General features: G+C 72.9%; 18 protein-coding genes. 6 read left to right on the top strand and 12 right to left on the bottom strand.

What is annotated here, in order from left to right:
• Positions 1 to 321: 321 nt before the first annotated feature.
• Entirely contained in the window at positions 322 to 1458 is a 1137-nt protein-coding gene (dnaJ, locus tag V2J85_RS13960; RefSeq protein ID WP_261951532.1) for a molecular chaperone DnaJ, read from the bottom strand.
• Complete coding sequence (hrcA, locus tag V2J85_RS13955; protein WP_261951531.1) at positions 1459 to 2475, bottom strand: heat-inducible transcriptional repressor HrcA; 1017 nt, start codon at positions 2473 to 2475, stop codon at positions 1459 to 1461. It lies immediately after the preceding gene.
• A gap of 194 nt (positions 2476 to 2669) precedes the next feature.
• Between hrcA and V2J85_RS13950 the strand changes: the two genes are divergently transcribed.
• The gene (locus V2J85_RS13950) at positions 2670 to 3407 is read left to right on the top strand and encodes an MBL fold metallo-hydrolase (RefSeq protein WP_261951530.1); all 738 of its coding nucleotides are present in this window, start codon (positions 2670 to 2672) and stop codon (positions 3405 to 3407) included.
• An 88-nt stretch (positions 3408 to 3495) separates the two neighbouring features.
• Positions 3496 to 4329 carry a DUF3097 domain-containing protein gene (locus tag V2J85_RS13945; protein WP_261951529.1) on the top strand — a complete coding sequence of 278 codons (834 nt, stop codon included), beginning with the start codon at positions 3496 to 3498 and terminating at the stop codon, positions 4327 to 4329.
• Between the two features lie 109 nt (positions 4330 to 4438).
• On the opposite strand, the gene hemW is transcribed toward V2J85_RS13945, so the two are convergent.
• From hemW to lepA, 4 genes are all read right to left on the bottom strand, one after another.
• Entirely contained in the window at positions 4439 to 5671 is a 1233-nt protein-coding gene (gene hemW, locus V2J85_RS13940; protein ID WP_330821740.1) for a radical SAM family heme chaperone HemW, read from the bottom strand.
• Positions 5672 to 5748: 77 nt separating this feature from the next.
• Positions 5749 to 8100 (bottom strand): ATP-binding SpoIIE family protein phosphatase, encoded by a 2352-nt coding sequence (locus V2J85_RS13935; RefSeq protein ID WP_330821739.1) that lies wholly within the window; start codon positions 8098 to 8100, stop codon positions 5749 to 5751.
• Between the two features lie 251 nt (positions 8101 to 8351).
• Complete coding sequence (locus V2J85_RS13930; RefSeq protein ID WP_261951526.1) at positions 8352 to 10241, bottom strand: AMP-dependent synthetase/ligase; 1890 nt, start codon at positions 10239 to 10241, stop codon at positions 8352 to 8354.
• 359 nt (positions 10242 to 10600) lie between these two features.
• Positions 10601 to 12475, bottom strand: coding sequence for a translation elongation factor 4 (gene lepA, locus V2J85_RS13925; RefSeq protein WP_261951525.1), 1875 nt, complete (start codon positions 12473 to 12475; stop codon positions 10601 to 10603).
• Between the two features lie 316 nt (positions 12476 to 12791).
• Here lepA and rpsT point away from each other — a divergent pair, with 316 nt between their 5' ends.
• The gene (rpsT, locus tag V2J85_RS13920; RefSeq protein ID WP_261951524.1) at positions 12792 to 13058 is read left to right on the top strand and encodes a 30S ribosomal protein S20; all 267 of its coding nucleotides are present in this window, start codon (positions 12792 to 12794) and stop codon (positions 13056 to 13058) included.
• A 612-nt stretch (positions 13059 to 13670) separates the two neighbouring features.
• On the top strand, positions 13671 to 14639 hold the full coding sequence (locus V2J85_RS13915; protein WP_330821738.1) for a hypothetical protein: 969 nt from the start codon (positions 13671 to 13673) through the stop codon (positions 14637 to 14639).
• A 280-nt stretch (positions 14640 to 14919) separates the two neighbouring features.
• Here the strand turns inward: V2J85_RS13915 and holA are convergent, their stop codons facing one another.
• Positions 14920 to 15903 carry a DNA polymerase III subunit delta gene (gene holA, locus V2J85_RS13910; protein WP_261951522.1) on the bottom strand — a complete coding sequence of 328 codons (984 nt, stop codon included), beginning with the start codon at positions 15901 to 15903 and terminating at the stop codon, positions 14920 to 14922.
• Positions 15904 to 16144: 241 nt separating this feature from the next.
• Between holA and V2J85_RS13905 the strand changes: the two genes are divergently transcribed.
• On the top strand, positions 16145 to 16381 hold the full coding sequence (locus tag V2J85_RS13905) for a hypothetical protein (protein WP_261957128.1): 237 nt from the start codon (positions 16145 to 16147) through the stop codon (positions 16379 to 16381).
• Between the two features lie 206 nt (positions 16382 to 16587).
• On the opposite strand, the gene V2J85_RS13900 is transcribed toward V2J85_RS13905, so the two are convergent.
• Positions 16588 to 17373, bottom strand: coding sequence for an arylamine N-acetyltransferase family protein (locus V2J85_RS13900; RefSeq protein WP_330821737.1), 786 nt, complete (start codon positions 17371 to 17373; stop codon positions 16588 to 16590).
• 363 nt (positions 17374 to 17736) lie between these two features.
• Between V2J85_RS13900 and V2J85_RS13895 the strand changes: the two genes are divergently transcribed.
• Positions 17737 to 19365, top strand: coding sequence for a substrate-binding domain-containing protein (locus tag V2J85_RS13895; RefSeq protein ID WP_330821736.1), 1629 nt, complete (start codon positions 17737 to 17739; stop codon positions 19363 to 19365).
• On the opposite strand, the gene V2J85_RS13890 is transcribed toward V2J85_RS13895, so the two are convergent.
• The 4 genes from V2J85_RS13890 to V2J85_RS13875 form a co-directional block, all read right to left on the bottom strand.
• Positions 19295 to 22279 carry a ComEC/Rec2 family competence protein gene (locus tag V2J85_RS13890; protein WP_330821735.1) on the bottom strand — a complete coding sequence of 995 codons (2985 nt, stop codon included), beginning with the start codon at positions 22277 to 22279 and terminating at the stop codon, positions 19295 to 19297. The genes V2J85_RS13895 and V2J85_RS13890 overlap by 71 nt on opposite strands.
• Positions 22276 to 23259 carry a ComEA family DNA-binding protein gene (locus V2J85_RS13885; RefSeq protein ID WP_330821734.1) on the bottom strand — a complete coding sequence of 328 codons (984 nt, stop codon included), beginning with the start codon at positions 23257 to 23259 and terminating at the stop codon, positions 22276 to 22278. Before V2J85_RS13885 ends, V2J85_RS13890 begins: the two co-directional genes overlap by 4 nt.
• Positions 23260 to 23666: 407 nt before the next feature.
• Positions 23667 to 24512, bottom strand: a complete 846-nt coding sequence (locus V2J85_RS13880) for a DegV family protein (protein WP_261951517.1) — start codon at positions 24510 to 24512, stop codon at positions 23667 to 23669.
• Between the two features lie 411 nt (positions 24513 to 24923).
• On the bottom strand, positions 24924 to 25823 hold the full coding sequence (locus V2J85_RS13875; RefSeq protein ID WP_410011143.1) for a hypothetical protein: 900 nt from the start codon (positions 25821 to 25823) through the stop codon (positions 24924 to 24926).
• Positions 25824 to 25967 lie beyond the last annotated feature (144 nt).

The raw sequence follows: 25967 nt of genomic DNA, 5'->3' as shown, positions 1-25967 counted from the left end.
GGCTCGGCGGGAGAGGGGGCCGGGGGACGGGGCCGGGGGCGGCATGCGCGGGGCGGGGGCGGCATGGGGAGGGGCTCAAAGCCTTAAGGGTGAGGGCGGGGCCTTAGGGGTGGGGCGAACGGATCCCGTAGGGGACACGAGCGCCCCCTGCGGGGCCACAACGGCGAGGTGCCCGGCGGATATTCCCGCCGGGCACCCCGTCGTTCGTGGCTACGTCCGCTCCACGTGGCTCACGTCCGCTCCACGTGGCTCACGTCCGCTCCACGTGGCTCACGTCCGCTCCACGTGGCTCACGTCCGCTCCACGTGGCTGGCGCCCGTCCTAACGGCCGTTGAACGCGTCCTTCAGGCGGGAGAACAGCCCCTGCTGGCCCGGCTGGAACTGGCCCGTGGGGCGTTCCTCGCCGCGCAGCTTGGCGAGCCGCCGCAGCAGCTCCTCCTGCTCCGGGTCGAGCTTGGTCGGGGTCTGGACCTCGACGTGGACGATCAGGTCGCCCCGGCCGTTGCCGCGCAGATGGGTCACGCCGCGCTGGTGCAGCGGGATCGACTGGCCGGACTGCGTACCGGGCCGGACGTCGATCTCCTCCACCCCGTCCAGCGTCTCCAGCGGGCACTTCGTGCCCAGCGCCGCCGCCGTCATCGGGATGGTGACCGTGCAGTGCAGATCGTCGCCGCGCCGCTGGAAGACCGGGTGCGGCAGCTCGTGGATCTCGACGTAGAGGTCGCCGGCCGGGCCGCCGCCGGGGCCGACCTCGCCCTCGCCGGCGAGCTGGATCCGGGTGCCGTTGTCGACACCGGCCGGGATCTTGACGGTCAGCGTACGGCGGGAGCGGATCCGGCCGTCGCCCGCGCACTCCGGGCACGGCGTCGGCACGACCGTGCCGAAGCCCTGGCACTGCGGGCAGGGGCGGGACGTCATGACCTGGCCCAGGAAGGACCGGGTGACCTGCGAGACCTCACCGCGGCCGCGGCACATGTCACAGGTCTGCGCCGACGTGCCGGGGGCGGCGCCCTCGCCGCTGCAGGTCGTGCACACCACGGCGGTGTCGACCTGGATGTCCTTGGTCGTGCCGAAGGCCGCCTCGTTCAGCTCGACGTCGAGCCGGATCATGGCGTCCTGGCCGCGGCGGGTGCGCGACCGCGGACCGCGCTGCGAGGCGGTGCCGAAGAACGCGTCCATGATGTCGGAGAAGTTGCCGAAGCCGGCACCGAAGCCGCCCGCGCCACCGGCGCCACCGGACTGCGAGAGCGGGTCGCCGCCGAGGTCGTAGACCTGCTTCTTCTGCGGATCCGACAGGACCTCGTAAGCGGCGTTGATCTCCTTGAACCGCTCCTGGGTCTTCGGGTCCGGGTTCACGTCCGGGTGCAGCTCGCGCGCCAGCCGGCGGAAGGCCTTCTTGATCTGGTCCTGCGAGGCGTCACGGCTGATGCCGAGGACCGAGTAGTAATCCGTGGCCACTTACGACTCCGCGAGGATTTGTCCGACGTAACGTGCCACTGCGCGTACCGCTCCCATCGTTCCGGGGTAGTCCATGCGGGTCGGTCCGACCACGCCGAGTTTGGCGACTGCCTCGTCGCCCGAACCGTAGCCGACCGTGACGACCGATGTGGACGTCAGGCCTTCGTGGGCATTCTCATGCCCGATGCGTACGGTCATGCCCGAGTCCTTGGCTTCGCCGAGGAGCTTGAGCATCACCACATGCTCCTCGAGCGCCTCCAGCACCGGACGGATGGTCAACGGGAAGTCGTGCCCGAAGCGCGTGAGATTGGCGGTACCGCCGATCATCAGCCGCTCTTCGGTCTCCTCCACCAGAGTTTCCAGCAACACCGACAGCACTGTCGAGACCGTGCCGCGGTCGTCCTGCTCGAAGGACTCCGGGAGATCCTGCACCAACTGGGGCACATCCGTGAAACGGCGTCCCACGACCCGGCTGTTCAGCCGCGCCCGCAGGTCGGCCAGCGAGGTCTCGGCGAACGGCGTCTGGCAGTCGATGAGCCGCTGCTCGACCCGTCCGGTGTCGGTGATCAGGACGAGCATCAGCCGGGCCGGGGCCAGCGCCAGCAGCTCGACGTGCCGCACCGTGGACCGCGTCAGGGACGGGTACTGCACGACCGCGACCTGCCGGGTCAGCTGCGCCAGCAACCGGACCGTGCGCCCCACGACGTCGTCGAGGTCGACCGCGCCGTCGAGGAAGTTCTGGATCGCCCGCCGCTCGGGGCTGGACAGCGGCTTCACGCCGGCCAGCTTGTCGACGAAGAGGCGGTAGCCCTTGTCGGTCGGGATCCGCCCGGCGCTGGTGTGCGGCTGGGCGATGAAGCCCTCTTCCTCCAGGGCCGCCATGTCGTTGCGGACGGTCGCCGGGGAGACCCCGAGCTGGTGGCGTTCCGTGAGTGCCTTGGAGCCGACCGGCTCCTCCGTCCCGACGTAGTCCTGGACGATGGCGCGCAGCACTTCGAGCCTGCGTTCACTGAGCATCCCGCGCACCTCCAGCCGGCCGTCGCCGTCTCGTCTGTCTCCTGGCACTCACCCGGGCCGAGTGCCAGACCCTGAGCCAGTGTACGGCCGGGTAGCACGACCACGGCAAGGGCGGCCGCACGGAGCACGCACCCGATGACCGTGTTCGGGCGATCTGCCGGGCAACGCTATCGCGATGGAGCTAGCGTCTCGGTATGCGCACAGCTTGGGAAGAGGCCGGGTGGGAACGGCTCGGTGAAGGTGTCGCCAGGCGCCGTATGCCGGGCTGGGACGAGACCGTGGGCGTGATCGCCGGGTCGGCCGGCGTCATGATCGTCGACACCGGCGCGACCCTGCGCGACGGCGCGGACCTGCGCCGGTCGGTCCGCGGGGTGCTGGGCCGGGAAGTGACGCATGTCGCGCTCACCCATCCGCACTTCGACCATGTGCTGGGCACCGCCGCCTTCGCGGGTGTGGCGGTGTTCGGCGCGGCCGGTCTCGCCGAGCTGTTCCGCCGCGACAAGGACGCGCTGCGGCACGACGCCGTCCGGCACGGCGTCGACCGGGACGCGGCCGCGGAGGCCGCCGATCTGCTGGTCACCCCGCACCACCACGTCCACGGCCAGCTGACCGTCGAGCTCGGCGACCGGCAGGTGCTGCTCGCCAACGTCGGGCCCGGCCACACCGCCCACGACCTGGCCGTCCTGGTGCCGGGCCGGCACGGCGACCCGGAGATCGTCTTCTGCGGCGACCTGGTCGAGGAGTCCGGCGAGCCGAGCGCCGGCCCCGACGCGCTGCCCCGGCAGTGGCCCGCCGCGCTGGACCGGCTGCTGGCGCTCGGCGGCGACGACGCGCGGTACGTGCCCGGCCACGGCGCCGTGGTGGACGCCGCCTTCGTCCGCGCCCAGCGCGACGCCCTGGCGGCCCGCTTCGGCGTCCCGCCGTCCTCCTGACCCGGCTGCGCCGTTTCCCGGGCAGAACGTCTCCCGGGTTCCCGGGCAGAACGTCTCCCGCACTCCGTCCTCCCGATAGAAAAGGCCCATGCAGAGCAAGCGCTACAGCCCCGACCTCACCCCGCCCTGGAAGAAGCAGCGGCCCGCGCCGGAGGTCCCGGCCGAGCCCGATCTCGTCGTCGAGGAGGTCGCCACGGGCTTCTGCGGGGCGGTGATCCGCTGTGAGAAGACCGCCGAGGGCCCGACGGTCACCCTGGAGGACCGCTTCGGCAAGCACCGGGTCTTCCCGATGGTCCCGCGCGGCTTCCTGCTGGAGGGCAAGGTCGTCACGCTCGTCCGCCCGCGGAACCGGCCGGCCCCGAGCGGCCCGGCCCGTACGGCGTCGGGTTCACTCGCCGTCCCCGGCGCCCGCGCCCGGGTCGCGCGCGCCGGGCGCATTTACGTGGAGGGCCGGCACGACGCGGAGCTCGTCGAGCGGGTCTGGGGCGACGATCTGCGCATCGAGGGCGTCGTCGTGGAGTACCTGGAGGGCGTCGACGACCTCCCGGCGATCGTCCGGAGCTTCGCGCCGGGGCCGGACGCCCGGCTGGGGGTGCTGGTGGACCACCTCGTACCGGGCTCGAAGGAGTCCCGGATCGCGGCCGAGGTGACGGGCGAGCACGCGCTCGTCGTCGGCCACCCGTACATCGACGTGTGGGAGGCGGTGAAGCCGTCCTCGGTGGGCATTCCGGCCTGGCCGTCGGTGCCGCGCGGGCAGGACTGGAAGACGGGCGTGTGCCGGGCGCTGGGCTGGCCGGAGAACACCGGCGCGGCGTGGCAGCGGATCCTGTCGTGCGTGCGGTCCTACAGGGACCTGGAGCCGGCGCTGCTGGGGAGGGTGGAGGAGCTGATCGACTTCGTTACGGTCGGCGATGCCGTTTGACTTGCGACCCACCGCCCAACTGCCCTTGCCTGCCGATGTGTTGTCGGCAGGCAAGGAGCGGGCGCGATCCGGCAGCCGGGTCCGGGGGCGTGATCACTCCGTCGAGTGATCAGTCCACCAGATCCCGCACCACCGCGTCGGCCAGCAGCCGCCCGCGGAGTGTCAGGACGGCCCGGCCCTCCTCGTAGGGCCCCGCCTGCAGCAGGCCGTCGGCCCGTGCCCGCTCGGCCGCCCGGGCGCCCGCCGGGGCGAGGAGGTCCAGCGGGCAGCCGTCCGCGAGGCGCAGTTCGAGCAGGATGCGTTCCACCCGGCGGTCCTCGTCGGCGAGGATCTCGCGGCCCGCGCCCGGGGAGCGGCCCTCGCCCAGTGCCTGGGCGTACGCGCCGGGGTGCTTCACGTTCCACCAGCGGACGCCGCCGACGTGGCTGTGCGCCCCGGGGCCGGCGCCCCACCAGTCGGCGCCGGTCCAGTACAGCTCGTTGTGGCGGCAGCGGGCGGCTTCGGTGGTGGCCCAGTTGGAGACCTCGTACCAGGAGAAGCCGGCCGCGGTGAGCCGCTCCTCGGCGATGAGGTAGCGGTCGGCGTGCACGTCGTCGTCGGTCATCGGGACCTCGCCGCGGCGGATCCGGCGGGCCAGCTGGGTGCCCTCCTCGACGATCAGGGCGTAGGCGGAGATGTGGTCGGGGCCGGCGCCGAGCGCGGCGTCGAGCGAGGCCCGCCAGTCGTCGTCGGACTCGCCGGGGGTGCCGTAGATCAGGTCGAGGTTGACGTGCTCGAAACCGGCGGCGCGGGCCTCGCCGACGCAGGCCTCGGGGCGGCCGGGGGTGTGCGTGCGGTCGAGGATCTTCAGGACGTGCTGCCGGGCGCTCTGCATGCCGAAGGAGACCCGGTTGTAGCCGGCCGCGCGCAGCTCGGAGAGGTAGCGCGGGTCGACGGAGTCGGGGTTGGCCTCGGTGGTGATCTCGGCGCCGGCTGCCAGGCCGAATTCCTCCCGGATGGCGGCGAGCATCCGGCCCAGGTCGGCGGCCGGGAGGAGGGTCGGGGTGCCGCCGCCGACGAAGACCGTCTCGACCGGGCGGGGGTCGTCGCCGAGGACCTTGCGGGCCAGCCGGATCTCCTCCACGACGGTGTCGGCGTAGTTGTCGCGGGAGGCCAGCGCCCCGCCGGAGCCGCGCAGCTCGCTCGCGGTGTAGGTGTTGAAGTCGCAGTAGCCGCAGCGGGTGGCGCAGTACGGCACGTGCAGATAGAAGCCGAGGGGCCGGCCGGCCGCCGCCGCCAGCGCATGACCGGGCAGCGCCCCGTCGTCGGGCATCGGCTCACCATCAGGCAGTGCGGAAGGCATGGGAACCATTGTCCGTCATCGCACCGACAGCGCGGTTCGCGCGCGGGCGGCGGGCGCCCCGTAGGCCCCGGTGGTGCCTACGCCGGGCCGCCCGCCGCCTGGAGGACGAGCAGGGCCAGGTCGTCGTCGGGCGGGTCGGGGGCGAAGGCGTGCACGGTGTGGCGGATGTGGTCGGCGAGGGCGGTGGCGCCCAGTCCGGCGCCCGCGGCGAGGGCGGTGGCCAGGCCGTCCTCGTCGTCGAACAGCCGCCCGCCCGAGCGCCGCTCGGTGACCCCGTCGGTGACGCACAGCAGGGTCTCCCCCGGGCGCAGGTCGAACGATTCGCTCACGTACGCCGCGTCCTCGACGACGCCCAGCAGCATCTGCGGTGCCGCGACCGTGCGGACCGCGCCGTCCGTGCCCAGCACCAGCGGGAGCGGGTGGCCGGCGCTGGCGAGGGTGCAGCGGGCGCCGCCGGCCCCGCCCGGGTACGGGGCGATCTCGCCGTAGAGCAGCGAGAGGAAGCGGGCCTGTTCGCCCTCCTCGCGGATCTCCACCGGTGCCTCGGCGCCGGCTCCGGCCGCCGCCACCGCCGCGGCGACCGCCGCGACCGAGTCCGCGGCCTCCCGGGCCATGGTCTTGTTGAGCCGGTCGAGCACCTCGGCGACGCCGAAGCCGTCCCGGGCCAGCAGCCGCAGCACCGGCCGGGCCAGGCCGGTCACCGCGGCCGCCTCCGGGCCGCTGCCGCAGACGTCGCCGAGCGCGAAGCACCAGCGGCCGTCGCCGGCGTCGAAGAGGTCCCAGAAGTCGCCGCCCGCCCAGGCGCCCTCGCGCGGCTCGTAGACCACCGCGGACGCCACGCCGGGCACCTGCGCCCGGCCCCGGGGCAGCAGCCGGCGCTGCAGGACCTGGCTGATGCGCTCCTGGCGGCTGTAGGCCCGGGCGGTGGCCACCGCGCGGGCGACCCGGCGGCCCAGGTCCTCGATCAGCCCGACGACCTCGTCGGGGAAGCGCGGCAGGCCGCCGCGGCCGAGCAGCAGCGTGCCCAGCCGGCGGCCGCCGGCGACCAGGGGGCAGGCGAGCGCGGCACCGCCCGGCCGGTCGCCGTCGGGGCGCTCGCCGCCCGGGAGGGCGTAGGCCGGCAGGACGTGGCCCGGCAGGTCCGGCAGCGCGTGGCCCGGCAGCTCCCGCAGCTCCGGCAGGCCGTGCCCGCCCGGGGGACCGTCGCCCGGGCGGTCGGCGTCCGGGTGGTCGTGGTCCTGGTCCTCGCCGTCCGGGTCGTGCGGCCAGGGCCAGGGGACGGCGGCGGGTGCGGCGCCCGGCGGGGCGTCGCCCCAGAAGTCCGGCGGCTGTTTCTCCAGCGCGGCGCGCAGGGTGTCGATCCGGCTCTCGCAGCTGTGCCAGACGCGGGCCAGCCGCTGTTCGTCGCCGCCGGTCGCGATGCCCCGGCCGGGGGCGCCGCCGTCGCCGTCGTGGAGCCACACCGCGCACCAGTCGGCGAGCCGCGGCACGATCAGCTGGGCGGCGAGCGCGGCGACCTGATCGGCGTCGAGCTGGCCGGAGAGCAGGTCGGAGGCCTCGGCGAGGAAGGACAGCGCGCCGTTGTCGACCCGGTCGGCGTCGAGTTCCTGGCGGTCGGCGCGGCGGGGTGCCGGGGCGAGGAGTTCGGCGGCCCGCAGCCCGCGCTGGAGCACCTCGTCGGCGTACGCGGCCGCGGCGTCGTCGTACGGGGCCGCGGGATCGTCGGCGGCGTGCGAGGGCGGGGGGTCGTAGGGCGCCCCCTGGTGACGCGCTCCCTCATGGGGAGCCCCCTCGTACCGCGCCCCCTCATGGGACGCCCCCTCGTACCGCGCCCCTTCGTACGGCGTCTCCTCGTACGCGGGCTCCGGCAGCGGGCGGGCGGCGGCCTCCGGGGCGGGCAGCGGCAGCCGGAACCACACGGTCTTCCGGTCGCGGCGGTAGGTGATGCCCCAGGATTCGGCGACCGCGCTGATCAGCTGGAGGCCGTGGCCGCCGCTCTCGTTCCGGGCGGTCTCGTCACGGGCACGGATCGGCTGGGTGGGGTGGCGGTCGGAGACCTCGATGACGACGGCGGGCGCGGGGGCGTCGTCCAGGTCCGGTCCGGGGCCCGGCTCCGGTTCCGCGGCGGGGTCCAGCCGGCAGCTCAGCTCGATGGTGGTGCCCGCGTGCACCACCGCGTTCGTCACCAACTCGCTCACCAGCAGCACCGCTTCGTCGGTGAGCCGGTCGGTGAACCGCTCGGTGCCGGGCAGCCGCTGGGCCGCCCACTCGTCGAAGGCGGACCGGACGCACCGCCGGGCGGCGGCCGCGGCCTGCGGGTCCCCGGGCAGACCGGCCCGCCGGGTGCGCGCGGCGGGGAGCCCGGGGCCGGCCGTCGTCGTGCGCGTCGCCGTGACGTCGTCCCGTGGAGACGAAGTTGTCGTCCTCATTGAGCAACTCCCGAACAGCTCCGCTGCAGCGCCGGATGCGCCACCGACAGAGTGACAGAAAGAGCGCAGCCATAAGCAGTGAGTCACGGAAGTGGGCGGTCAGAGCAGCCAATTCGGCTGACACGCCGGAGGAGTTGGCCGGGCGGGCCGGGTGGCGGCCGCGGCGCCGCGGTGCCGTGGCGCCACGGCCGTGGTGCGGGGCAGGCCCGTGGCCCACCCCGCACGCCGGCCGGGGACGGCGCGGCGGGTGGTTACGCCTCCCGGGTGCCCGCGTACATCTCGTCCAGCAGGTCCTTGAACGCCCGCTCCACCACCGGCCGCTTGATCTTGAGGCTCGGGGTGACCTCACCGTGCTCGATGTCCAGGTCGCGCGGCAGCAGCCGGAACTTGCGGATCTGCTGCCAGCGCTGCAGCCCCTCGTTGACCCGCTCGACGTAGCCGTCGACCAGCTCGCGGACCTGGTCGGTCGCGACGACCTCGGCGTACGTCTTGCCGGCCAGGCCGTGTTCCGCGGCCCAGCCCATGATCGTCGGCTCGTCGAGGGCGATCAGCGCGGTGCAGAAGTTCCGGTTGGCGCCGTGCACCAGGACGTTGGAGACGAACGGACAGACCGCCTTGAACTGGCCCTCCACCTCGGCGGGCGCGATGTACTTGCCGCCCGAGGTCTTGATCAGGTCCTTCTTGCGGTCGGTGATCCGCAGGTAGCCGTCCGGGGAGAGCTCGCCGATGTCGCCGGTGTGGAACCAGCCGTCCTCCTCCAGGACCTCGGCGGTCTTGTCCGGCAGGCCGTGGTAGCCCTGCATGATGCCGGGGCCGCGCAGCAGGATCTCGCCGTCCTCGGCGATCCGGACCTCGGTGCCGGGCAGCGGCTTGCCGACCGTGCCGGTGCGGTACGCCTCGCCGGGGTTGACGAAGCTGGCCGCGCTGGATTCCGTCAGGCCGTAGCCCTCCAGGATGTGGATGCCGGCGCCGGAGAAGAAGTAGCCGATCTCCGGAGAGAGCGCGGCCGAGCCGGAGACCGCGGCGCGCAGCCGCCCGCCGAAGGCGTCCCGCAGCTTGGCGTAGACGAGGGCGTCGGCGATCTTGTGCTTGGCGGCGAGCGCGAACGGCACGGAGGCGTTGCCGGTGCGGCGGAAGTTGTCCTGCGAGACCTTGGCGTACTCGCGGGCCACCTCGGCCGCCCACTGGAAGATCTTGTACTTGGCCCCGCCGCCCTGCCGGGCCTTGGCCGCGACGCCGTTGTAGACCTTCTCGAAGATCCGCGGGACGGCGGCCATGTACGTGGGCCGGACGACCGGCAGATTCTCGATGATCTTGTCGACCCGGCCGTCCACCGCGATCACATGGCCGGCCGCGATCTGGCCCGCGGTGAGCACCTTGCCGAAGACGTGTGCCAGCGGCAGCCAGAGGTACTGCACGTCCTCCTCGGTGACCATGCCGGTTGCCGGGATCGCCCGCGCCATGTACGCCCAGCAGTCGTGCGGCAGCTGCACGCCCTTGGGACGGCCGGTGGTACCGGACGTGTAGATCAGCGTGGCCAGCTGGTCGGCGCGCAGCGCGGCGACCCGCTCCTTGACGCACTCCGGGTGCTTCTCCAGATAGGCGTGACCGCGCTTCTCCAGGTCGGCGAGGCTGAGCACCCACCCCTCGGGGTCCTCGGGGGACGCCTCGGCGGCGGCCGCGTCGATGACGATGACATGCGCCAGGTCGGGCAGCTCGGCGCGGCGTTCCCGCGCCTTGGCGAGCTGGCCGGCGTCCTCGGCGATCAGCACCCGGCTGCCGGAGTCGGCGAGGATGTACGCGGTCTCCTCGGCGTTGGTGCTGGGGTAGACCGTGGTGGTGGCGGCGCCGGAGCACAGCACGCCGAGGTCGGCGAGGATCCACTCCACGCGGGTGTTGGCGGCCAGCGCGACCCGCTCCTCGGGCCGCACGCCCAGCGCGATCAGCCCGGCGGCCACGGCGTAGACCCGGTCGGCGGCCTCGGCCCAGCTGAGCGCCTTCCAGTCGTCCGGGCCCTGACCCGAGGCGGGAGGGACGGGATAGCGATAGGCCTCGATGTCGGGAGTGGCCGCGACCCGCTCCAGGAAGAGGTGTGCCACCGAAGGCGGCCGGTTTTCGATCAGCGTGTGGGTGTCCGTCACGGCGTCCTCCGGGGCCCGCTTCATTGCTGGTGACTCGCGAGTAACCTTTGAGCAGTGATCAGACTAGAGCGCGTTGCGCCGACACGTAAGGGGCTACGACCGACTGGTTCACGTTGTGACCAGTGCGATAGGTGTACGTAGCACGCGCATCGCCCGATTGCGAGCCGCGCCGATCACACCCACCAGACCACACCCGGCACACCCGGTTCCCGCCCTCGCGGAACGCCACGCTCCGCATTCATCCCGATGAGGGGCCCACGACTTCGGGGGGCAGGGAACGGCCATGGAGACGAAGCGGGGCGCCGGGTCCCGTACCGGACCCGGCGCCCCTCTTCCGCTGTGCGGCTACTGCCCGGCGGTCACTTCTTCGCCTTGGCGTCGCCGTCGGAGTCCGAGGACAGCACCGCGATGAAGGCCTCCTGCGGGACCTCCACGCTGCCGACCATCTTCATCCGCTTCTTGCCTTCCTTCTGCTTCTCCAGCAGCTTCCGCTTACGGGAGATGTCACCGCCGTAGCACTTGGCGAGGACGTCCTTGCGGATGGCGCGGACCGTCTCACGGGCGATGACCCGGCTGCCGATGGCCGCCTGGATCGGCACCTCGAAGCTCTGCCGCGGGATCAGCTCGCGCAGCTTGGCGACCAGCCGCACACCGTAGGCGTAGGCCTTGTCCTTGTGGGTGATCGCGGAGAACGCGTCCACCTTGTCGCCGTGCAGCAGGATGTCGACCTTCACCAGGTCGGCGACCTGCTCGCCGGTGGGCTCGTAGTCCAGCGAGGCGTAGCCACGGGTCTTGGACTTGAGCTGGTCGAAGAAGTCGAAGACGACCTCGGCGAGCGGGAGGGTGTAGCGGATCTCGACGCGGTCCTCGGAGAGGTAGTCCATGCCGAGCAGGTTGCCGCGACGGTTCTGGCACAGCTCCATGATCGCGCCGATGAACTCGCTGGGCGCAAGGATCGTGGCCCGGACGACGGGCTCGTGCACCTTGTCGATCTTGCCGCTCGGGAACTCGCTCGGGTTGGTGACCTCGTGCTCGGCGCCATCCTCCATGTCCACGCGGTAGACCACGTTGGGCGCGGTGGCGATCAGGTCCAGGCCGAACTCGCGCTCCAGCCGCTCCCGGATCACCTCCAGGTGCAGCAGACCGAGGAAGCCGACGCGGAAACCGAAGCCGAGCGCCGCGGAGGTCTCCGGCTCGTAGACCAGCGCCGCGTCGTTGAGCTGGAGCTTGTCGAGGGCGTCGCGCAGCTCGGGGTAGTCCGAGCCGTCGAGCGGGTACAGCCCCGAGAACACCATCGGCTTGGGGTCCTTGTAGCCGCCGAGCGGCTCCTCCGCCCCCTTGGAGAGCTGGGTGATCGTGTCACCCACCTTGGACTGCCGGACGTCCTTCACGCCGGTGATGAGGTAGCCCACCTCACCGACCGAGAGGCCCTCGGCCGGCTTCATCTCCGGCGAGTTCGTCCCGATCTCCAGCAGCTCGTGCGCGGCGCCCGTGGACATCATCTTGATGCGCTCGCGCTTGCCGAGCGTGCCGTCGACGACCTTCACGTACGTCACCACGCCGCGGTAGGCGTCATAGACGGAGTCGAAGATCATCGCGCGGGCGGGGGCGTCCTTGACGCCGACCGGGGCCGGCACCTCGCGGACGACCTTGTCGAGCAGCTCGGGCACGCCGACGCCGGTCTTGGCGGAGACCTTCAGCACGTCCTCGGGCTCGCAGCCGACCAGGTTGGCCAGCTCGGCGGCGAACTTCTCGGGCTGCGCGGCCGGCAGGTCGATCTTGTTGAGGACGGGGATGATCGTGAGGTCGTGCTCCATCGCCAGGTAGAGGTTGGCGAGGGTCTGGGCCTCGATGCCCTGGGCGGCGTCGACGAGGAGGATGCACCCCTCGCACGCGGCGAGGGAGCGCGACACCTCGTACGTGAAGTCGACGTGGCCGGGGGTGTCGATCATGTTGAGGATGTGGGTCGTGCCACTTCCCTCTTCGCCCTCGGAGGGGGCCCAGGGCAGCCGGACCGCCTGGGACTTGATCGTGATGCCGCGCTCGCGCTCGATGTCCATGCGGTCGAGGTACTGCGCGCGCATCTGCCGCTGGTCGACGACACCGGTGAGCTGGAGCATCCGGTCGGCGAGCGTCGACTTGCCGTGGTCGATGTGCGCGATGATGCAGAAGTTACGGAGGAGGGCCGGATCGGTACGGCTCGGCTCCGGCACGTTCGTAGGGGTCGCGGGCACGCAGGGTCCATTCAGTGAACGCGGGTAGGCGGGACTCGGGTATGTGACGTCTCCCCCCATGGTCCCATGAGCGACGCCCCCGGTCCGGTTCGGGCGGGTGTGCCCCGTGGCGCAGGGAGCTCCGGGGCGGGGCTTCGGGCGGGTGTGCCCTGTGGGGAAGGAGCTCCGGGCGGGGCTTCGGGCGGGGCTCCGGGGAGCGGGTCCGGTCCGGTTTGGGCGGCCGTAGACCCTGCTGGTAGCCTGGTCCACTGCGCTTCGTGCCCTCTCTCGTGCGCGGCGCAACTCGAAACTCCAACGAACCTGAAAAGGCTCTTTCGTGGCGAACATCAAGTCCCAGATGAAGCGGATCAAGACCAACGAGAAGGCTCGTCAGCGCAACAAGGCTGTCAAGTCGGCTCTGAAGACCTCGATCCGTCGCACCCGTGAGGCCATCGAGGCCGGCGACCTGCAGAAGGCCACCGCCGCCCAGGCCGAGGCTGCCAAGAAGCTCGACAAGGCCGTCAGCAAGGGTGTCATCCACAAGAACGCCGCCGCCAACAAGAAGTCGGCGCTGGCGAAGAAGGTCGCGACCCTCCAGGGCTGACCCGACCTTCGCGGGGATCTTCCCGGGCCCCGTCTCCTCCACGGAGCCCGGATCCGGACCTTGACCCCGCACTCGCAGTGCGCAGCTCCGCTGCCTCTGCACTTGCACTCCTGCACGACCCTGCCGACAGGGACCCAGCGGCCCCTCTCTCCGCTCCCTGACCGGTGCACCACCGCGCCGCACACGGCCTGCGTTCGCCACGCGGGTGCGGCGCACCCGGCTCACCGGCGGCCTCCACCGCCGACCGAGCCCGACTTTCCAAGACGAAGGCCCTTCCGCCCCTTCCCCGGGGTGGGGGGCCTTTGTCGTGGTTGCGGGGGTTGGAGCTTGGAGCCCACCCTGTCGTTGCGCGGGGCTCGTCGTGGAGCGGGGGCCTGTCGTGGAGCGGGGGCCTGTCGTGGAGCCGGCCCGTCGTGGAGCCGGCCCGTCGTGGACCGGGGGCAACCCGTCATGTGGCTGAGCCGGCTCCGAGCCGGGATCGATCCGCCGCGGAGCCGCAGCCACCTCGTCGTAGCGACGTGTGCAGACACACCTCCGCTGTCGTGGGGTTATTCGTCGTAGGGGCGTCCGAGGGCCGGGGTCCGTGTTCGGCCGGTCCGCTACTCTGCGGCCATGTCAACCTCGGGGGAGCCCTCTCAGCCGCACGGCCTGCCGCAGCCCAACCCCTACGGCCAGGTCCCCGCACCACCGCAGAATCCGGTGCCCGCGCAGCAGAATCCGTACGCGCAGCCGCATCCCGTGCCCGGACAGCCGGATCCGGCCGCCGGCCAGCCGACCCCGTCGCAGCCACCGATGCAGCCGCCCTCGCAGCCACCCGTCGGCAACTACGGCTACCCGCCGGTGGGCATGGGTGCTCCCGGGGCACCCACCGGGCCGGCCGGTGCTCCCGGCGGCAACGGCCGTGGCAGCGGCAGGGGTGCCTCCGGCTGGCTGTGGGCGATCGGCGGCGCGGTCGCCGCCTCCGCGATCTGGGGTTCGCTGCTGTTCGCCACCGGTGGTTTCTCCTCCGAGCCCAGCCCCGACCTCGCGGGCTACGCCTACACCGATGACCTGTGCGCGGCCACCTCGATGACGCCCTTCGAGAACGCCCACTACAAGACCAAGGCGAACACCGGCTCCTCCTCGAAGGACGCCAACCCTCAGCACAGCGGGGCCCGCCAGAAGTCGATGGACACCATGTGGTGCAACGTCGCACTGGAGCAGGAGAACGCGAGCTCCGCCACCTACTCCTCGACCTGGCTCTACACCAGCGCCACGCTGCACCGCACGGCCGACCCGGAACCGGAATTCGCCGACAACTACCGCGCGTACGAGAAGCAGGAGACCTCCATCGGCTACAAGGTCGAGTCCGTTCCGGGCATCGGCGACGAGGCCTACCTGGTGACGCGGAACGACTTGGGCAGCGACAGCGGTTCCTACGTGATCCTCGGCGTGCGGGACGGCTGGATGACCTTCCAGTCGACGTGGTCGAGCTACGCCTCGAGCAGCAGCTCCGGCAAGCAGCCGACCTCCGACGAGATCGCGACGATGCTCAAGTCCAGCGCGACGGAGACCCTCAAACGCCTGCAGAACGCGCGCTGACGAGAGCTGACGGGGCGACGGAGACTGGACCGGCGCCGACCCGGCTGACGGAGCGGCGTGGACGGGGGCTGACGGGAGTGACGAGAGTGTCGGGAGTATCGGGAGTGTCGGGAGTGTCGGGGCTTGCTTACGGCTCGGCGGAACTCCGGCTCCGATCCCGCGATCCCGCGATCCTCGGGCCCCGGGGCCCGAGGCCCGAGGCCCGAGGATCGCGGGATCGGAGGGAACCCCGGGCTCCGCACTCTCCGCTCCGCGCCACTCCGCGCCTCAGCGGGACCCCTCAGCGGGACCGTGCCGCCCGGGCAATCGTCACGACCGCCTTCTCCAGGGCGTACTCGGGATCGTCCCCGCCGCCCTTGACGCCCGCATCGGCCGCCGCCACCGCGCGCAGCGCCGTCGCCACACCGTCCGCCGACCAGCCGCGCATCTGCTGCCGCACCCGGTCGATCTTCCAGGGCGGCATGCCCAGTTCGCGGGCGAGGTCGCCGGGGCGGGCGCCGCGCGGCGCGGAGGCGAGCTTGCCGATGGCCCGGACGCCCTGAGCGAGCGCGCTGGTGATCATGACGGGCGCGACACCGGTCGCGATCGCCCAGCGCAGCGCCTCCAGGGCTTCGGCGGCCCGGCCCTCGACGGCACGGTCCGCGACGGTGAAGCTCGACGCCTCGGCCCGGCCCGTGTAGTACCGCCCGACGATCGCCTCGTCGATCGTGCCCTCGATGTCGGCGGCCAGCTGCGCACACGCGGAGGCCAGCTCCCGCAGATCGCTGCCGATCGCATCGACCAGCGACTGGCACGCCTCGGGCGTCGCCGACCGCCCGACCGTACGGAACTCCCCCCGCACGAACGCCAGCCGGTCGGCCGGCTTGGTCATCTTCGGGCAGGCCACTTCCCGCGCCCCGGCCTTACGGGCGGCGTCCAGCAGGCCCTTGCCCTTGGCGCCGCCGGCATGCAGCAGCACGAGCGTGATCTCCTCGGCGGGCGAGCCGAGATACGCCTTGACGTCCTTGATCGTGTCCGCGGACAGGTCATGGGCCGAGCGCACCACCACGACCTTGCGCTCGGCGAACAGCGAGGGGCTGGTCAGCTCGGCGAGGGTGCCGGGCTGGAGCTGGTCGGGGGTGAGGTCGCGCACATCGGTGTCCGCGTCGGCCGCGCGGGCAGCCGCCACCACCTGCTGCATCGCACGCTCCAGCAGCAGGTCTTCCTGCCCCACCGCGATCGTCACGGGGGCGAGGGGATCGTCGTTCGCTGTCTTCCTGGCCATCGCGATCCAGCATCCCACGCCCCACTGACAACGCCGATCGGACCGTCTCCGGCCCACCCGCCCCGCCCCGCTACGTCCCTGGCGTCGAGGGCTGGACGTGACGTACGGAACCCGCGCGCCGAGACCCCCGGTCCCGGACCGGGACAATGGCCTGATGAACGACCACGCCGCCGCGCCCCGGCACCGCGATCACCACGATCTCCACGCCGCTCCCTCCGCCCCGGCGCCCGCGCCCGCGCATGTGCGCCACGTCCTCGTCCTGCCCGACCGCGACGCCGCGGAGGAGGTCGCCGAGGCCCTCGCCGAACGCTTCGGCGTCACCGAGGAGCCCCAGCTCGTACGGGACGCCCTGGCCGGCGAGGACGACGCCGAGGACGCCCAGTGGCTGGTGGTGGTCGAAGACCCGGACGCCCGCCACGACCCGGCACGGTTGGACGACCTCGCCGCGGAGCACGAGGGCTGGCGCGAGGCCGAGTAGCACCTGGCAAGCTGCCACTGACCGGCCGGCCCACCTGCCATGGGGGTGCCCGGCTGCCACGGGGGGTGCCCGGCTGCCACGGGGGGGGTGCCCGGCTGCGCCCGGTCTGCTTCCCGCCACCGGCCCGGCCCGGCTGCCACGGGCTTGCCCGGCCACCACCTGCCCCGGCCGACCCGCCGCCCACGGGCCCGCCCACACCCAGGCGGTCACCCGGCCGCCGCCACCCCCACCACCGGCTCCCGGTCCAGCACCACCCCGAAGTGCTCCCGGTAGGCGGCCAGTACCTCCTCCGCCGCCAGCTCACGTTCGTCCCGCACGCCGCCCTCCCCGGTGATCACGAGCGTGCGGCCGGAGAGCGTGATCCGACCGGTCTCGGTCAGCCGTGAGCAGACCAGGGACCGGGTGAAGTGGGAGGTCGGCGAGGTGCGGTTCCACCAGCAGCCGACCTCGAAGTCCGCCAGCGCACGCGGCCGTTGTTCGAGCCGGTACTGCGGCGAGCCGTCCCTCAGGACGTCCACGTCGCCCTCCGCCGTCTCCTCCAGCCGGAACGTCCCACCGGGATCGGTCTGCTCCGCGCGGCTGTCCCAGCGCAGCGGAAAGTGGCTGTGCCGGCCGAAGCCGACATCCGCCAGCCACGGCCCACTCGGCGTGTGGACCCGCAGCGCAAGGTGGTCGTACGGGATGCCGAGGCGCCCCTCGGCACCGAACACGCGCGCCGACAACAGCTCGACCTCGTACCCGAGGGCCCGCAGCAGCCCGGCGAAGGCGCCGTTGAGTTCGTAACAGAACCCACCGCGCCGGGCACCGACGATCTTGTCCAGCAGCGGCTGCTCCGCCAGCACGATCTCCTCACCGAGGTGGATGGCGAGGTTCTCGAACGGCACGGCCCGCAGATGCCTGAGGTGCAGCGCCGCCAACGCCCCGGCATCAGGTGACCCGGGCCGCACCGCACCGATGCGCTCCAGATAGGCATCGGCCGCCCTCTCGTCCATCTGCCCCGCCTCCGCTCGTCCCTTATCTCTCCACCGGCATACAGCCCCGCCGTCCCCGCCGAAGGGGGAGCCTCGTTCCGGAGCCTACAGAGCCAGGACCAGCCGAAACGGGAGGACGAGAGCGAGGACGAGGGCGAGGGGAAGGGCGTGGGGAGGGTGAGCGTGAGGGACCGCCGGAGGACCACGGGTCGCGGACCGCCGACGCCGGGCCGGGCGGCGGAGACCTCGGCGAGGGAAGGAGACGCCGTCACCGGCGGCCAACGGATGAACCTCCGATGACGAGCTGCCGAAGGCCTCCCGGGGCCCAGCGGGGCTGCTTAAAAATTTGACCTCCCAACGCCCGTTCAGCTGTGCGAGGTTGCCGTGGCTCTGCCGGACACCGAGACGATCCTCACCGCGGCCGGGCTCGTGGCCACGGCCGTGGTGTGGGCCGTCGAGCGGTTTCTGCCGGGACGGAAGCGGATCGGATACCGCGTCCAGATGGACACGGCGATCGGCATGAACCCCCAAGATGCCCACAGCCTGGTGCAGTTGCGGCTGCTGCGGCAGGACCAGGAGGTCAACGAGGCGACGCTGGCCCTGCTGCGGTTCGAGAACGACGGCGGCAAGGACATCGTCCGGCAGGACTATCAGGAGCCGCTGACGGTCGAGTTCGCCGGGCGCACGGTCATCGGCGTCGAGGTGCCGGACGCCCATCCGACCGACCTGGTGGGCATGCTGACCCGCAACGGCGGCGGGCTGCGCCATGACGGCGGCCGGCTCTTCATCCCCAAGGTGCCGCTGAACAAACGGAATCACTTCAAGCTGCTGGTTCTCCTCTCGGCCACCGATACGCGTACGGGTGCGGACCCGGGCACGGACCCGGGTCCGGATGCGGGCACGGACGCCGGTTCCGGGAGCGGCACCTCCGGCACCCCCGGCACCACTGGCAACAGCAGCCGCACCGGCAGCGCGCCCGGGACCGGCGCCGGGGCCGTGACCGTCAGCGGATTCATCAGCGGCGGACGGATCCGCCGCAACGCCCAGCGTTGGGGGCCGCGCAAGCTCAGTCTCGCGCTGGGCGGCACCTTCATCGTGCTGCTGGGACTGCTCGGCGGACTGCTCCTCAGCGCGCGGACGGCCCCGACAGCGGCCGGCGAATGCGCCACCGGGCGGCTGACCATCGACGGGTCCACGGCGTTCGCCCCGCCGATGCGGGAGATCGCCCGGCAGTACCGGGCCCGGTGCGCGGGTGCCGAGATCACCGTTTCGGCGTCCGGCAGCCTCTCCGGCCTCGGCAGCCTCAACCGGGAGGGCAAGCCGGCCACCGTCGAGGGGCCCGGCTTCCTCGCCGTGTCGGACGTGCCCGCGCCGTCCCTCTACCGGCGGCTCGAAGGCGACCGCATCGGCGTCATCCTGCTCGGCCTCGTGGCCAACGAGAAGGCCGGTGTCGACGACCTCACCTCCGCCCAGGTCCGCAAGATCTACGACGGGACGTACACCAACTGGAAGCAGTTGCACGGCAACGACCTGCCGATCCGCCTCGTCAGCCGCGACGCCGGCTCGGGCACCCGCCGGGCGTTCGAGACGTCGGTGCTGCACCACTCGGAGCCGGGCGTGGTGTCGTCCTACGACTGCGGCGACAAGGACCGTGACGAGCAGGCGCGCCTGACGCGCTGCGAGGTGGACAGCACCAAGAGCCTGCTGGACGCGGTGGACCGGGTGCCCGGCGCCGTCGGTTACGCCGAGGTCTATGCGGCGGCTCAACGGCAGCACGTGGTGAGCGTGCGCCTGAACGGGCACGAGCCGGACATCGAGTGGGGACAGCAACGTGATTACCCCTTCTGGACGGTGGAGTACCTCTACACATACGGGCGGCCCGAGGACGGCTCACTGACCGCGAAGTTCCTGGCGTTCATGGACTCCGACACAGCGAAGAACATCATGCGGATGTACAAGCACGTGCCCTGCGCCGATCGCCAGAGCCTGCCGGACGCCATCTGCCGGCCCTGAGCCGCGGGCCGGCAGACCGGGCCCCGGCCGGCCCCCGGCTGCGTATTCGCCGGCCGCGCCGCCTTCCCCGACCGCGCCCACCGCCCCGGCCGCTCGGCGGACGCGCCCCCGTCCGACGGCCGGTCACGGTGGCGGCGAGTCTGCCCGGAGTCCCGAGGATCGCGATCGCACCATCGGTGTCGGTACGCAGCACCCGCGCGCCCAGAGCCCGCAGCGCGGCGACCGTCCGCGGCGCGGGATGGCCGTAGGGGTTATCGGCACCGCACGAGATCAGCGCCAGGCGCGGCGCCAGCCGGTGCATCAGCGGCGGGTCCTGGCGCGCGGAACCGTGGTGCGCCACCTTAAGGACGTCGACCCCGGCAACCTCCGGATGCGCCGCCAGCAGCGCCTGCTGGGCAGGCGGTTCGAGATCACCGAGGAGCAGGAGCGTCAGTCCGCCGGTCCGTACGAGCAGGGTGACGCTGGCGTCGTTGGGCCCGTCGAGCACCGGGGCGAACGGCGAACCAGGAGGCCAGAGCACTTCCCAGCTGAGCGGGCCGAGGTGCCGCCGCTCCCCCGGAACGGCACGCACCAGCGGAATCCCGGCCCGGGCGGCCGTCTCCACCACGAACCGGGCCTGGCCCGGCGGATCTTGGAGGGTCGTGGTCTCGATCGCACCGACCGACCGGCCACGGAGCGCTCCGGGAAGTCCGTCCACGTGGTCGGCATGGAAGTGGGTGAGGACGAGCAGGGGGATCCGGCGGATTCCCAGCTCCGTGAGGCAGCGGTCGATGGCGCGCGGCTCGGGGCCGGTGTCCACCACCAGCGCCGTACCGTCCCCGGCGGCCAGCACCAGGCCGTCGCCCTGCCCCACGTCGCAGACCACGGCACGCCACCCGGGCGGCGGCCAACCGGTGATGACACGGGTGAACGGAGCGGGACGGCACACCGCCAGCAACAGGGCGAACGCACACAGGACGCAGAGCCAGGGACGGCGCACCACCCTTCGCCCGACCGGCACCAGCACCAGCGTGACGGCCGCCAGCGCCAGCGCACCCGCCCAGCCGCCGGGCCAGCCGATCTCTGCTCCGGGCAGCGCCGCGCCCGTACGGGCGACACCGGCGATCCACTCGGCGGGCCAGCCGGCGCACCATGCCAGCGCCTGGGCGACGGGCAGGACGAACGGGGCAGTGACCAGCGCCGCGAACCCGAGGACCGTGGCCGGGCCCACCGCCAGCTCGGCCAGCAGATTGCACGGCACGGCCACCAGGCCCACGCGGGCGGCGAGCACCACGATCACGGGCGCACAGACCGCCTGTGCCGCGGCAGCGGCCGCGATCACTTCGGCGAGCCTGGGTGGCATCCGGCGCCGCTGGAGGGCGGCGCTCCAGCGCGGTGCGAGCAACAGCAGTGCGCCGGTGGCCAGTACGGAGAGCAGAAAGCCGAACCGTCGCGCGAGCCAGGGGTCGTAGAGCACCAGCAGCAGCACCGCGGCGGCCAGCGCGGGCAGCAGCGAACGGCGGCGGCCGGTGCCGATGGCCAGCAGGGTGATCAGGCCGCAGGCGGCGGCTCGCAGCACGCTCGGGTCCGGGCGGCACACGACCACGAAGGCCAGCGCCAGCACGCCCCCGATGACGGCGGTGCCGCGCAACGACAGCCTCAGGCGGGGCGCCAGCCCACGCCGCTCGGCACGCGTGGCGAGGTGCGGCGGGCCGATCAGCAGGGCGAGCACGATCGTGAGATTGCTGCCGGAGACGGCGAGCAGGTGCGTCAGATCGGTGGCCCGGAAGGCTTCGTCCAGATCCGGCGGCACGCGTGAGGTGTCCCCTACGACCAGCCCGGGCAACAGCGCACGGGCGTCGGGCCGGAGCCCGTCCGTGGCCTCACGCAGCCCGGCCCGCACACGTCCGGCCACCCGCTGCAGCACCGACGGGCCACCGACCTTGACCGGCGGCGCGTCGGCGTCGACCCGCAACACCGCGGCGACCTGATCACCCGGCATGAGCGGTGGTACGGCCCGCGCCACGACCCGGATCCGCGTCGACGGCAGCAGCCCGCGCCACGCCTCCGACAGCGCCGAGGCCGCCGACGCCGAGTGCTCGTCCGGTCGGTCCCGCTCACCCGCGGAGCTCACACCGTCGGGCGGCGCGCCTTTGTCGCTTCCGCCCTGCCGTACGAGGACCAGAGTGGGGGTACGCACGGCGGTGACCGCACCGTCCGGAGCGGTGACCCGCACGGCATCGGCGTTGAACACCACGGCCGCAGGCGTCCGTTGGGAACCGCGCACCCGGGGCCGGGTCAGCCGAGGATCATCGGTCACCTCCAGCTCCACCGTGACCCGCGCATAGCGGTCCGCCAGGTCCGGCAACGGACCACGCCGGACGTCCGCCGCATGCAACGCCGCGGACGCCGCCCCTGCGACAGCCCCCAGCAGCACGGCGGCCAGCGCCACCCACGCCCCGGAGGACCATCGACGGGAGGAGCCGGGCCGGTACGTGCGACCCGCCGCGCCGCCCCGAACGGCCCCTGCGCCGCCCGCCGCCCCACGTCCCGCACCCGCCCCACTCTGCTCGTCTTCCTCGTACTCCTCGTCCTCGTCGTACTCCTCGTTCTCGTTGCCCTCCTCGTTCTCGTTGCCCTCCTCGTCCACCTCGTGCTGCTCGCACTCCTCAGGTCCCTCGCGCTCCTCACCTCCCCCGCGTTCCGCCCGGCGCCGGAGGACGGCCACCCGTAACGCGAGTGCCGCGAGCAGCACCCCCACCGCGCAGGCCACCGCCACTCCGCTGCCGGGTGCGCCCAGCCCGATCGCCGCGGCTGCCCAGGCCGCCAGCGCCGGTCCGGCCAGGCGTAGATCGGGCGGTCCTTCCTGCCGCGGGTCCGAAGCGCCGTGCGGCGAGGGGGCCGTGGCGTGCACCGAGGGGCGGGCGGTGGTCATGGCTCCACCAAGGGCCGCAGATCGGCGAATCGACGGTCGCCGATACCGGTCACCTGACGAAGCTGTTCCACCGAGGTGAAGCCGCCGTGCTGGGTACGGAATTCGATGATGTGGCGCGCCAGTACGGGGCCGACGCCCGGCAAGGCGTCGAGCTGCTGCTCCGTCGCCGCGCTGAGGCTCACCGGACCACTCGGACCGGCTCCGCCACCCGCCGTCCCGCTGCCCGTACCACCGGCCCCCGCACCACCGGGGCCGGCACCGCCCCCGGCCGCGGCGCCCGGCACGCCGACCGCGATCTGTTCGCCGTCGGTCAGCAGCCGCGCCCGGTTGAGCCCGCTGACGTTCGCCCCGTGCAACACACCGCCCGCGGCCCGCAGCGCGTCGATCACTCGGGAACCCGGCGGCATCCGGTGGATGCCGGGATGCCGGACCTTGCCCGTGACATCGACGACCAACTGGCGCCCCGCACCGCCCGAGGAGCCACCCGCTGCGCCGTCCGCTGAACCACTCGCGCCCGTCGAGGAAGCCGACGAGGAAGCGGGTGACGGAAGGGTGGACGAGTGCGGGTCGGCGGCCCGGCCCGGCCCACGGTGTTGGTCGTCCGGCCCCGTGGCGGACCGTTCGACGGCCGGGGCGCGTACCGGTTCCGGCCGCCCGGTCCAGAAGTGGTGCACCGCGAACGCCACCGCCACGATCAGCACCAACGCCAGGGCGGCCAGTGCCCTGGGGTCGGTACCGCACCGTAACTGCAGCCACAGCGGGAGCCGTTCGCGCACCGCCAGCCAGGCCCGCTCCGCGCGCTGCGGGCGCGGTCGCGGGGACTGGGGCTGGGGCTGGGGCTGGGGCGGCGGATCGTGTCCGGGTGGCAGCGGCCCGGTCATCGCGGCCGCCCGCTCCGTATCGCCGAAGATCGCCGCCACCCGGGCCCGTACCCGCTCGCGCTCCCACTCCTCTCGCGCCCGCGCACGAGAGGGGGCCACGGGTCCGCGCACAGGTTCCGGCGCGGGCGACGGGGCTTCGGCAGCCGGCTCCGGCGCGGGCGCCACGGATTCGCCCACCGGTTCCGGAGGGGGTGAGGAGTCAGGAGTGGGTGGAGTGGTGCCAGTCCGTGCGTCCGGCTCGTACGGGACTGCTGGGTCGGACGCCCACGACCAACCGGGACGTTCGGCAGAGGCTTCCGGAGCCGAGGAGGAGGGGTCAGCCGGCGCGGCCCACATGGGGAGGGATACGGACGAGTCGAGTCGAGCGGTCTGCGAGGAGTTCATAGCTCCTGACGCTAAGTGACCGGCGCAGAATCTGCCGAGCGGTGTCACATCCCGTGGATATCAGCGAAGTTGTGGACAACTTCGTCACCCACACGTGCCCTGCCGTGCCCCTGCCGCCTCGCTCAGCGCGGTGACACCACGACCCCCAGCAACCCAGGCCCGGTGTGTGCACCGATCACCGCGCCGACCTCGCTCACATGGAGTTCGTTCAGCCCCGGGATCCGCTCACGGAGCCGCTGGGCGAGCGCGTCCGCGCGTTCCGCGGCGGCGAGGTGGTGCACCGCGATGTCGATCTGGCCCTCGCCCGCCCGTTCCACGGCGATCTCCTCAAGCCGCGCGATGGCCTTGGACGCCGTACGGACCTTCTCCAGCAGCTCGATCCGCCCGTCCGCCAGTTGGAGAAGCGGTTTGACGGCGAGCGCCGAGCCGAGGAGGGCCTGGGCCGCGCCGATCCGGCCACCGCGGCGCAGATAGTCCAGGGTGTCGACGTAGAAGTAGGCGGACGTGCCCGCGGCCCGCTTCTCCGCCGCGGCGACCGCTTCGTCCACGTCGCCGCCGGCCTCCGCGGTCTCGGCGGCGGCGAGGGCGCAGAACCCGAGGGCCATGGCGACCATTCCGGTGTCCACGACGTGCACCGGGACCGGGGCGTCCTTGGCGGCCATCACGGCCGCGTCGTAGGTGCCGGAGAATTCCGAGGAGAGGTGGAGGGAGACGATGCCGGTCGCTCCGGCCGCCGCCACCTCGCGGTAGGTGTCCGCGAACACCGCCGGGCTGGGCCGGGACGTCGTCACGCTGCGCCGCTTCTGCAGGGCCTGCGCGACGGATCTCGCGGAGATCTCGGTGCCCTCTTCAAGGGCCTGGTCCCCCAGGACGACGGTCAGCGGTACAGCCGTGATGCGGTGGCGCTCGACGGCCGTCCGCGGCAGGTAGGCCGTGGAATCGGTGACGATCGCGACATGGCGGGACATGACAGGGAGATTATCCGGGGATCGGGACGTCGCACAGTGCGGGTCCGTCCCCAAGATCTTCCAGGTTTCCCCAAGGCTCTGCCAAGTACCCAGCGGGCAACGGAAGCATCACCTTCGCGACGGCCCTCGCGACGGCCGCGGTCGCGCGGGTACTCCCGGTTGGCGCGCCCCGGCTGCGGACTCCCGGTTGGCGCGCCCCGGCTGCGGACTCCCGGTTGGCGCGCCCCGGCTGCGGACTCCCGGTTGGCGCGCCCCGGCTGCGGACTCCCGGTTGGCGCGCCCCGGCTGCGGACTCCCGGTTGGCGTTCCTGGTGGCGGGCGGTCGTGGGCCTCCCGTATTGCCGTGGGTGGGATGGGCCTTCCCCGGGGGCCCCGCCCCGCCCCCCACCCACCTCCACCGCCTCTCAGCACTCAGGTCTTGGTCGTGCCCGCGCCCATTCCGGTACCCGTACCCGTTCCGGTACCGGTGCCCGTACTGGTGCCCGTTCCGGTACCAGTGCCAGTCCCCGTACCCGTACCGGTGCCCGCTCCCGTCCCCCTGCCCTCCGTCCGCCGAGTCGTCATGCCTTCCGCCCGCGGGGACTTCTCCCACGGGTACGTCGGCCGGCTGCGGCCGTCGCGAGCGGTGATCGCCCGCTGCTGCTCGTCCCCCTCCTCCGGCCCCCACGAGCGGTGACCATCAGGCGCCGGCGCCCCCTGCCCTGCCCCCCGAACGTCCCCGGAGCGGCCCCCGTCCGCACCCCGGCCGCTCGGCTGCTCCTCAGGAGCCTGGGTCCAGTGACGCAAGGCGCCCGCCTCGACGTCGATCTGGTCGGTCAGCGCCGCGAGGTCGTCGTCGGCGAACTTGCGGGCCCGGTCGCGGGCGGCCCAGCGGAGCGACTCGGCGGAGTGCGTGATCCGTTCCAATCGCTCCCTCAGCTCCGGGAGCCGGGCGGCGATGGTGGCCCGGTCGGGCTCGCGTTCCAGGCGTTTGAGCTCGGCGTCCAGCTCGTGACCATGGGCGCTCAGCCGCTCGAACAGGCCGATCGCCTCGCTCAGGGACGCGTCGTCCGGAGCACCCCCGTACAGCACGTCCTGGGTGGCCCGCATGGACGTTCTGAGCGACAGCCGCAGCTGGGCCAGCTCGCCGACCACCCCGGGCTGGGCGAGCTGGCGGGCCCGGAGGGTGGTGTCCTCGACCGTTCGGCGCGCCTGGGCGACCGTACGGTCCACACCGCGCTTGGCCGCCTTCACTGCCTTGACCGTCAGGAGCACGCCGGCCAGGACGAACAGCACGAAGAGCAGTCCGATGATGGCGGCGGCGGCTTCCATGGGATCTCCCCCAGGCGTGTCGGTGGCGCCGGACTTCCGCCCGCGCCCTGTCCTTCCACCGTAAACGGAAAGGGCAGGTTGCGGGCTCCGGAAGAACCCCCAACCTGCCCGTAGGGGAAACCCCCTACACCGCGCTCGTCCGGC

This window comes from Streptomyces bugieae, assembly GCF_036352915.1.
GTDB lineage: Bacteria > Actinomycetota > Actinomycetes > Streptomycetales > Streptomycetaceae > Streptomyces > Streptomyces endophytica.
Note: the sequence above shows the minus strand (reverse complement) of the source record. Positions and strands in the feature narration are given on the sequence as shown.

Bases quoted from the DNA above. Each gene is read 5' to 3' on its own strand.
- hrcA (WP_261951531.1), bottom strand. From the start codon at position 2,475: ATGCTCAGTGAACGCAGGCTCGAAGTGCTGCGCGCCATCGTCCAGGAC.
- hemW (WP_330821740.1), bottom strand. From the start codon at position 5,671: ATGCCTTCCGCACTGCCTGATGGTGAGCCGATGCCCGACGACGGGGCG.
- V2J85_RS13945 (WP_261951529.1), top strand. From the start codon at position 3,496: ATGCAGAGCAAGCGCTACAGCCCCGACCTCACCCCGCCCTGGAAGAAG.
- V2J85_RS13950 (WP_261951530.1), top strand. From the start codon at position 2,670: ATGCGCACAGCTTGGGAAGAGGCCGGGTGGGAACGGCTCGGTGAAGGT.
- V2J85_RS13875 (WP_410011143.1), bottom strand. From the start codon at position 25,823: ATGGAAGCCGCCGCCGCCATCATCGGACTGCTCTTCGTGCTGTTCGTC.
- V2J85_RS13915 (WP_330821738.1), top strand. From the start codon at position 13,671: ATGTCAACCTCGGGGGAGCCCTCTCAGCCGCACGGCCTGCCGCAGCCC.
- holA (WP_261951522.1), bottom strand. From the start codon at position 15,903: ATGGCCAGGAAGACAGCGAACGACGATCCCCTCGCCCCCGTGACGATC.
- V2J85_RS13900 (WP_330821737.1), bottom strand. From the start codon at position 17,373: ATGGACGAGAGGGCGGCCGATGCCTATCTGGAGCGCATCGGTGCGGTG.
- V2J85_RS13890 (WP_330821735.1), bottom strand. From the start codon at position 22,279: ATGACCACCGCCCGCCCCTCGGTGCACGCCACGGCCCCCTCGCCGCAC.
- V2J85_RS13935 (WP_330821739.1), bottom strand. From the start codon at position 8,100: ATGAGGACGACAACTTCGTCTCCACGGGACGACGTCACGGCGACGCGC.
- V2J85_RS13880 (WP_261951517.1), bottom strand. From the start codon at position 24,512: ATGTCCCGCCATGTCGCGATCGTCACCGATTCCACGGCCTACCTGCCG.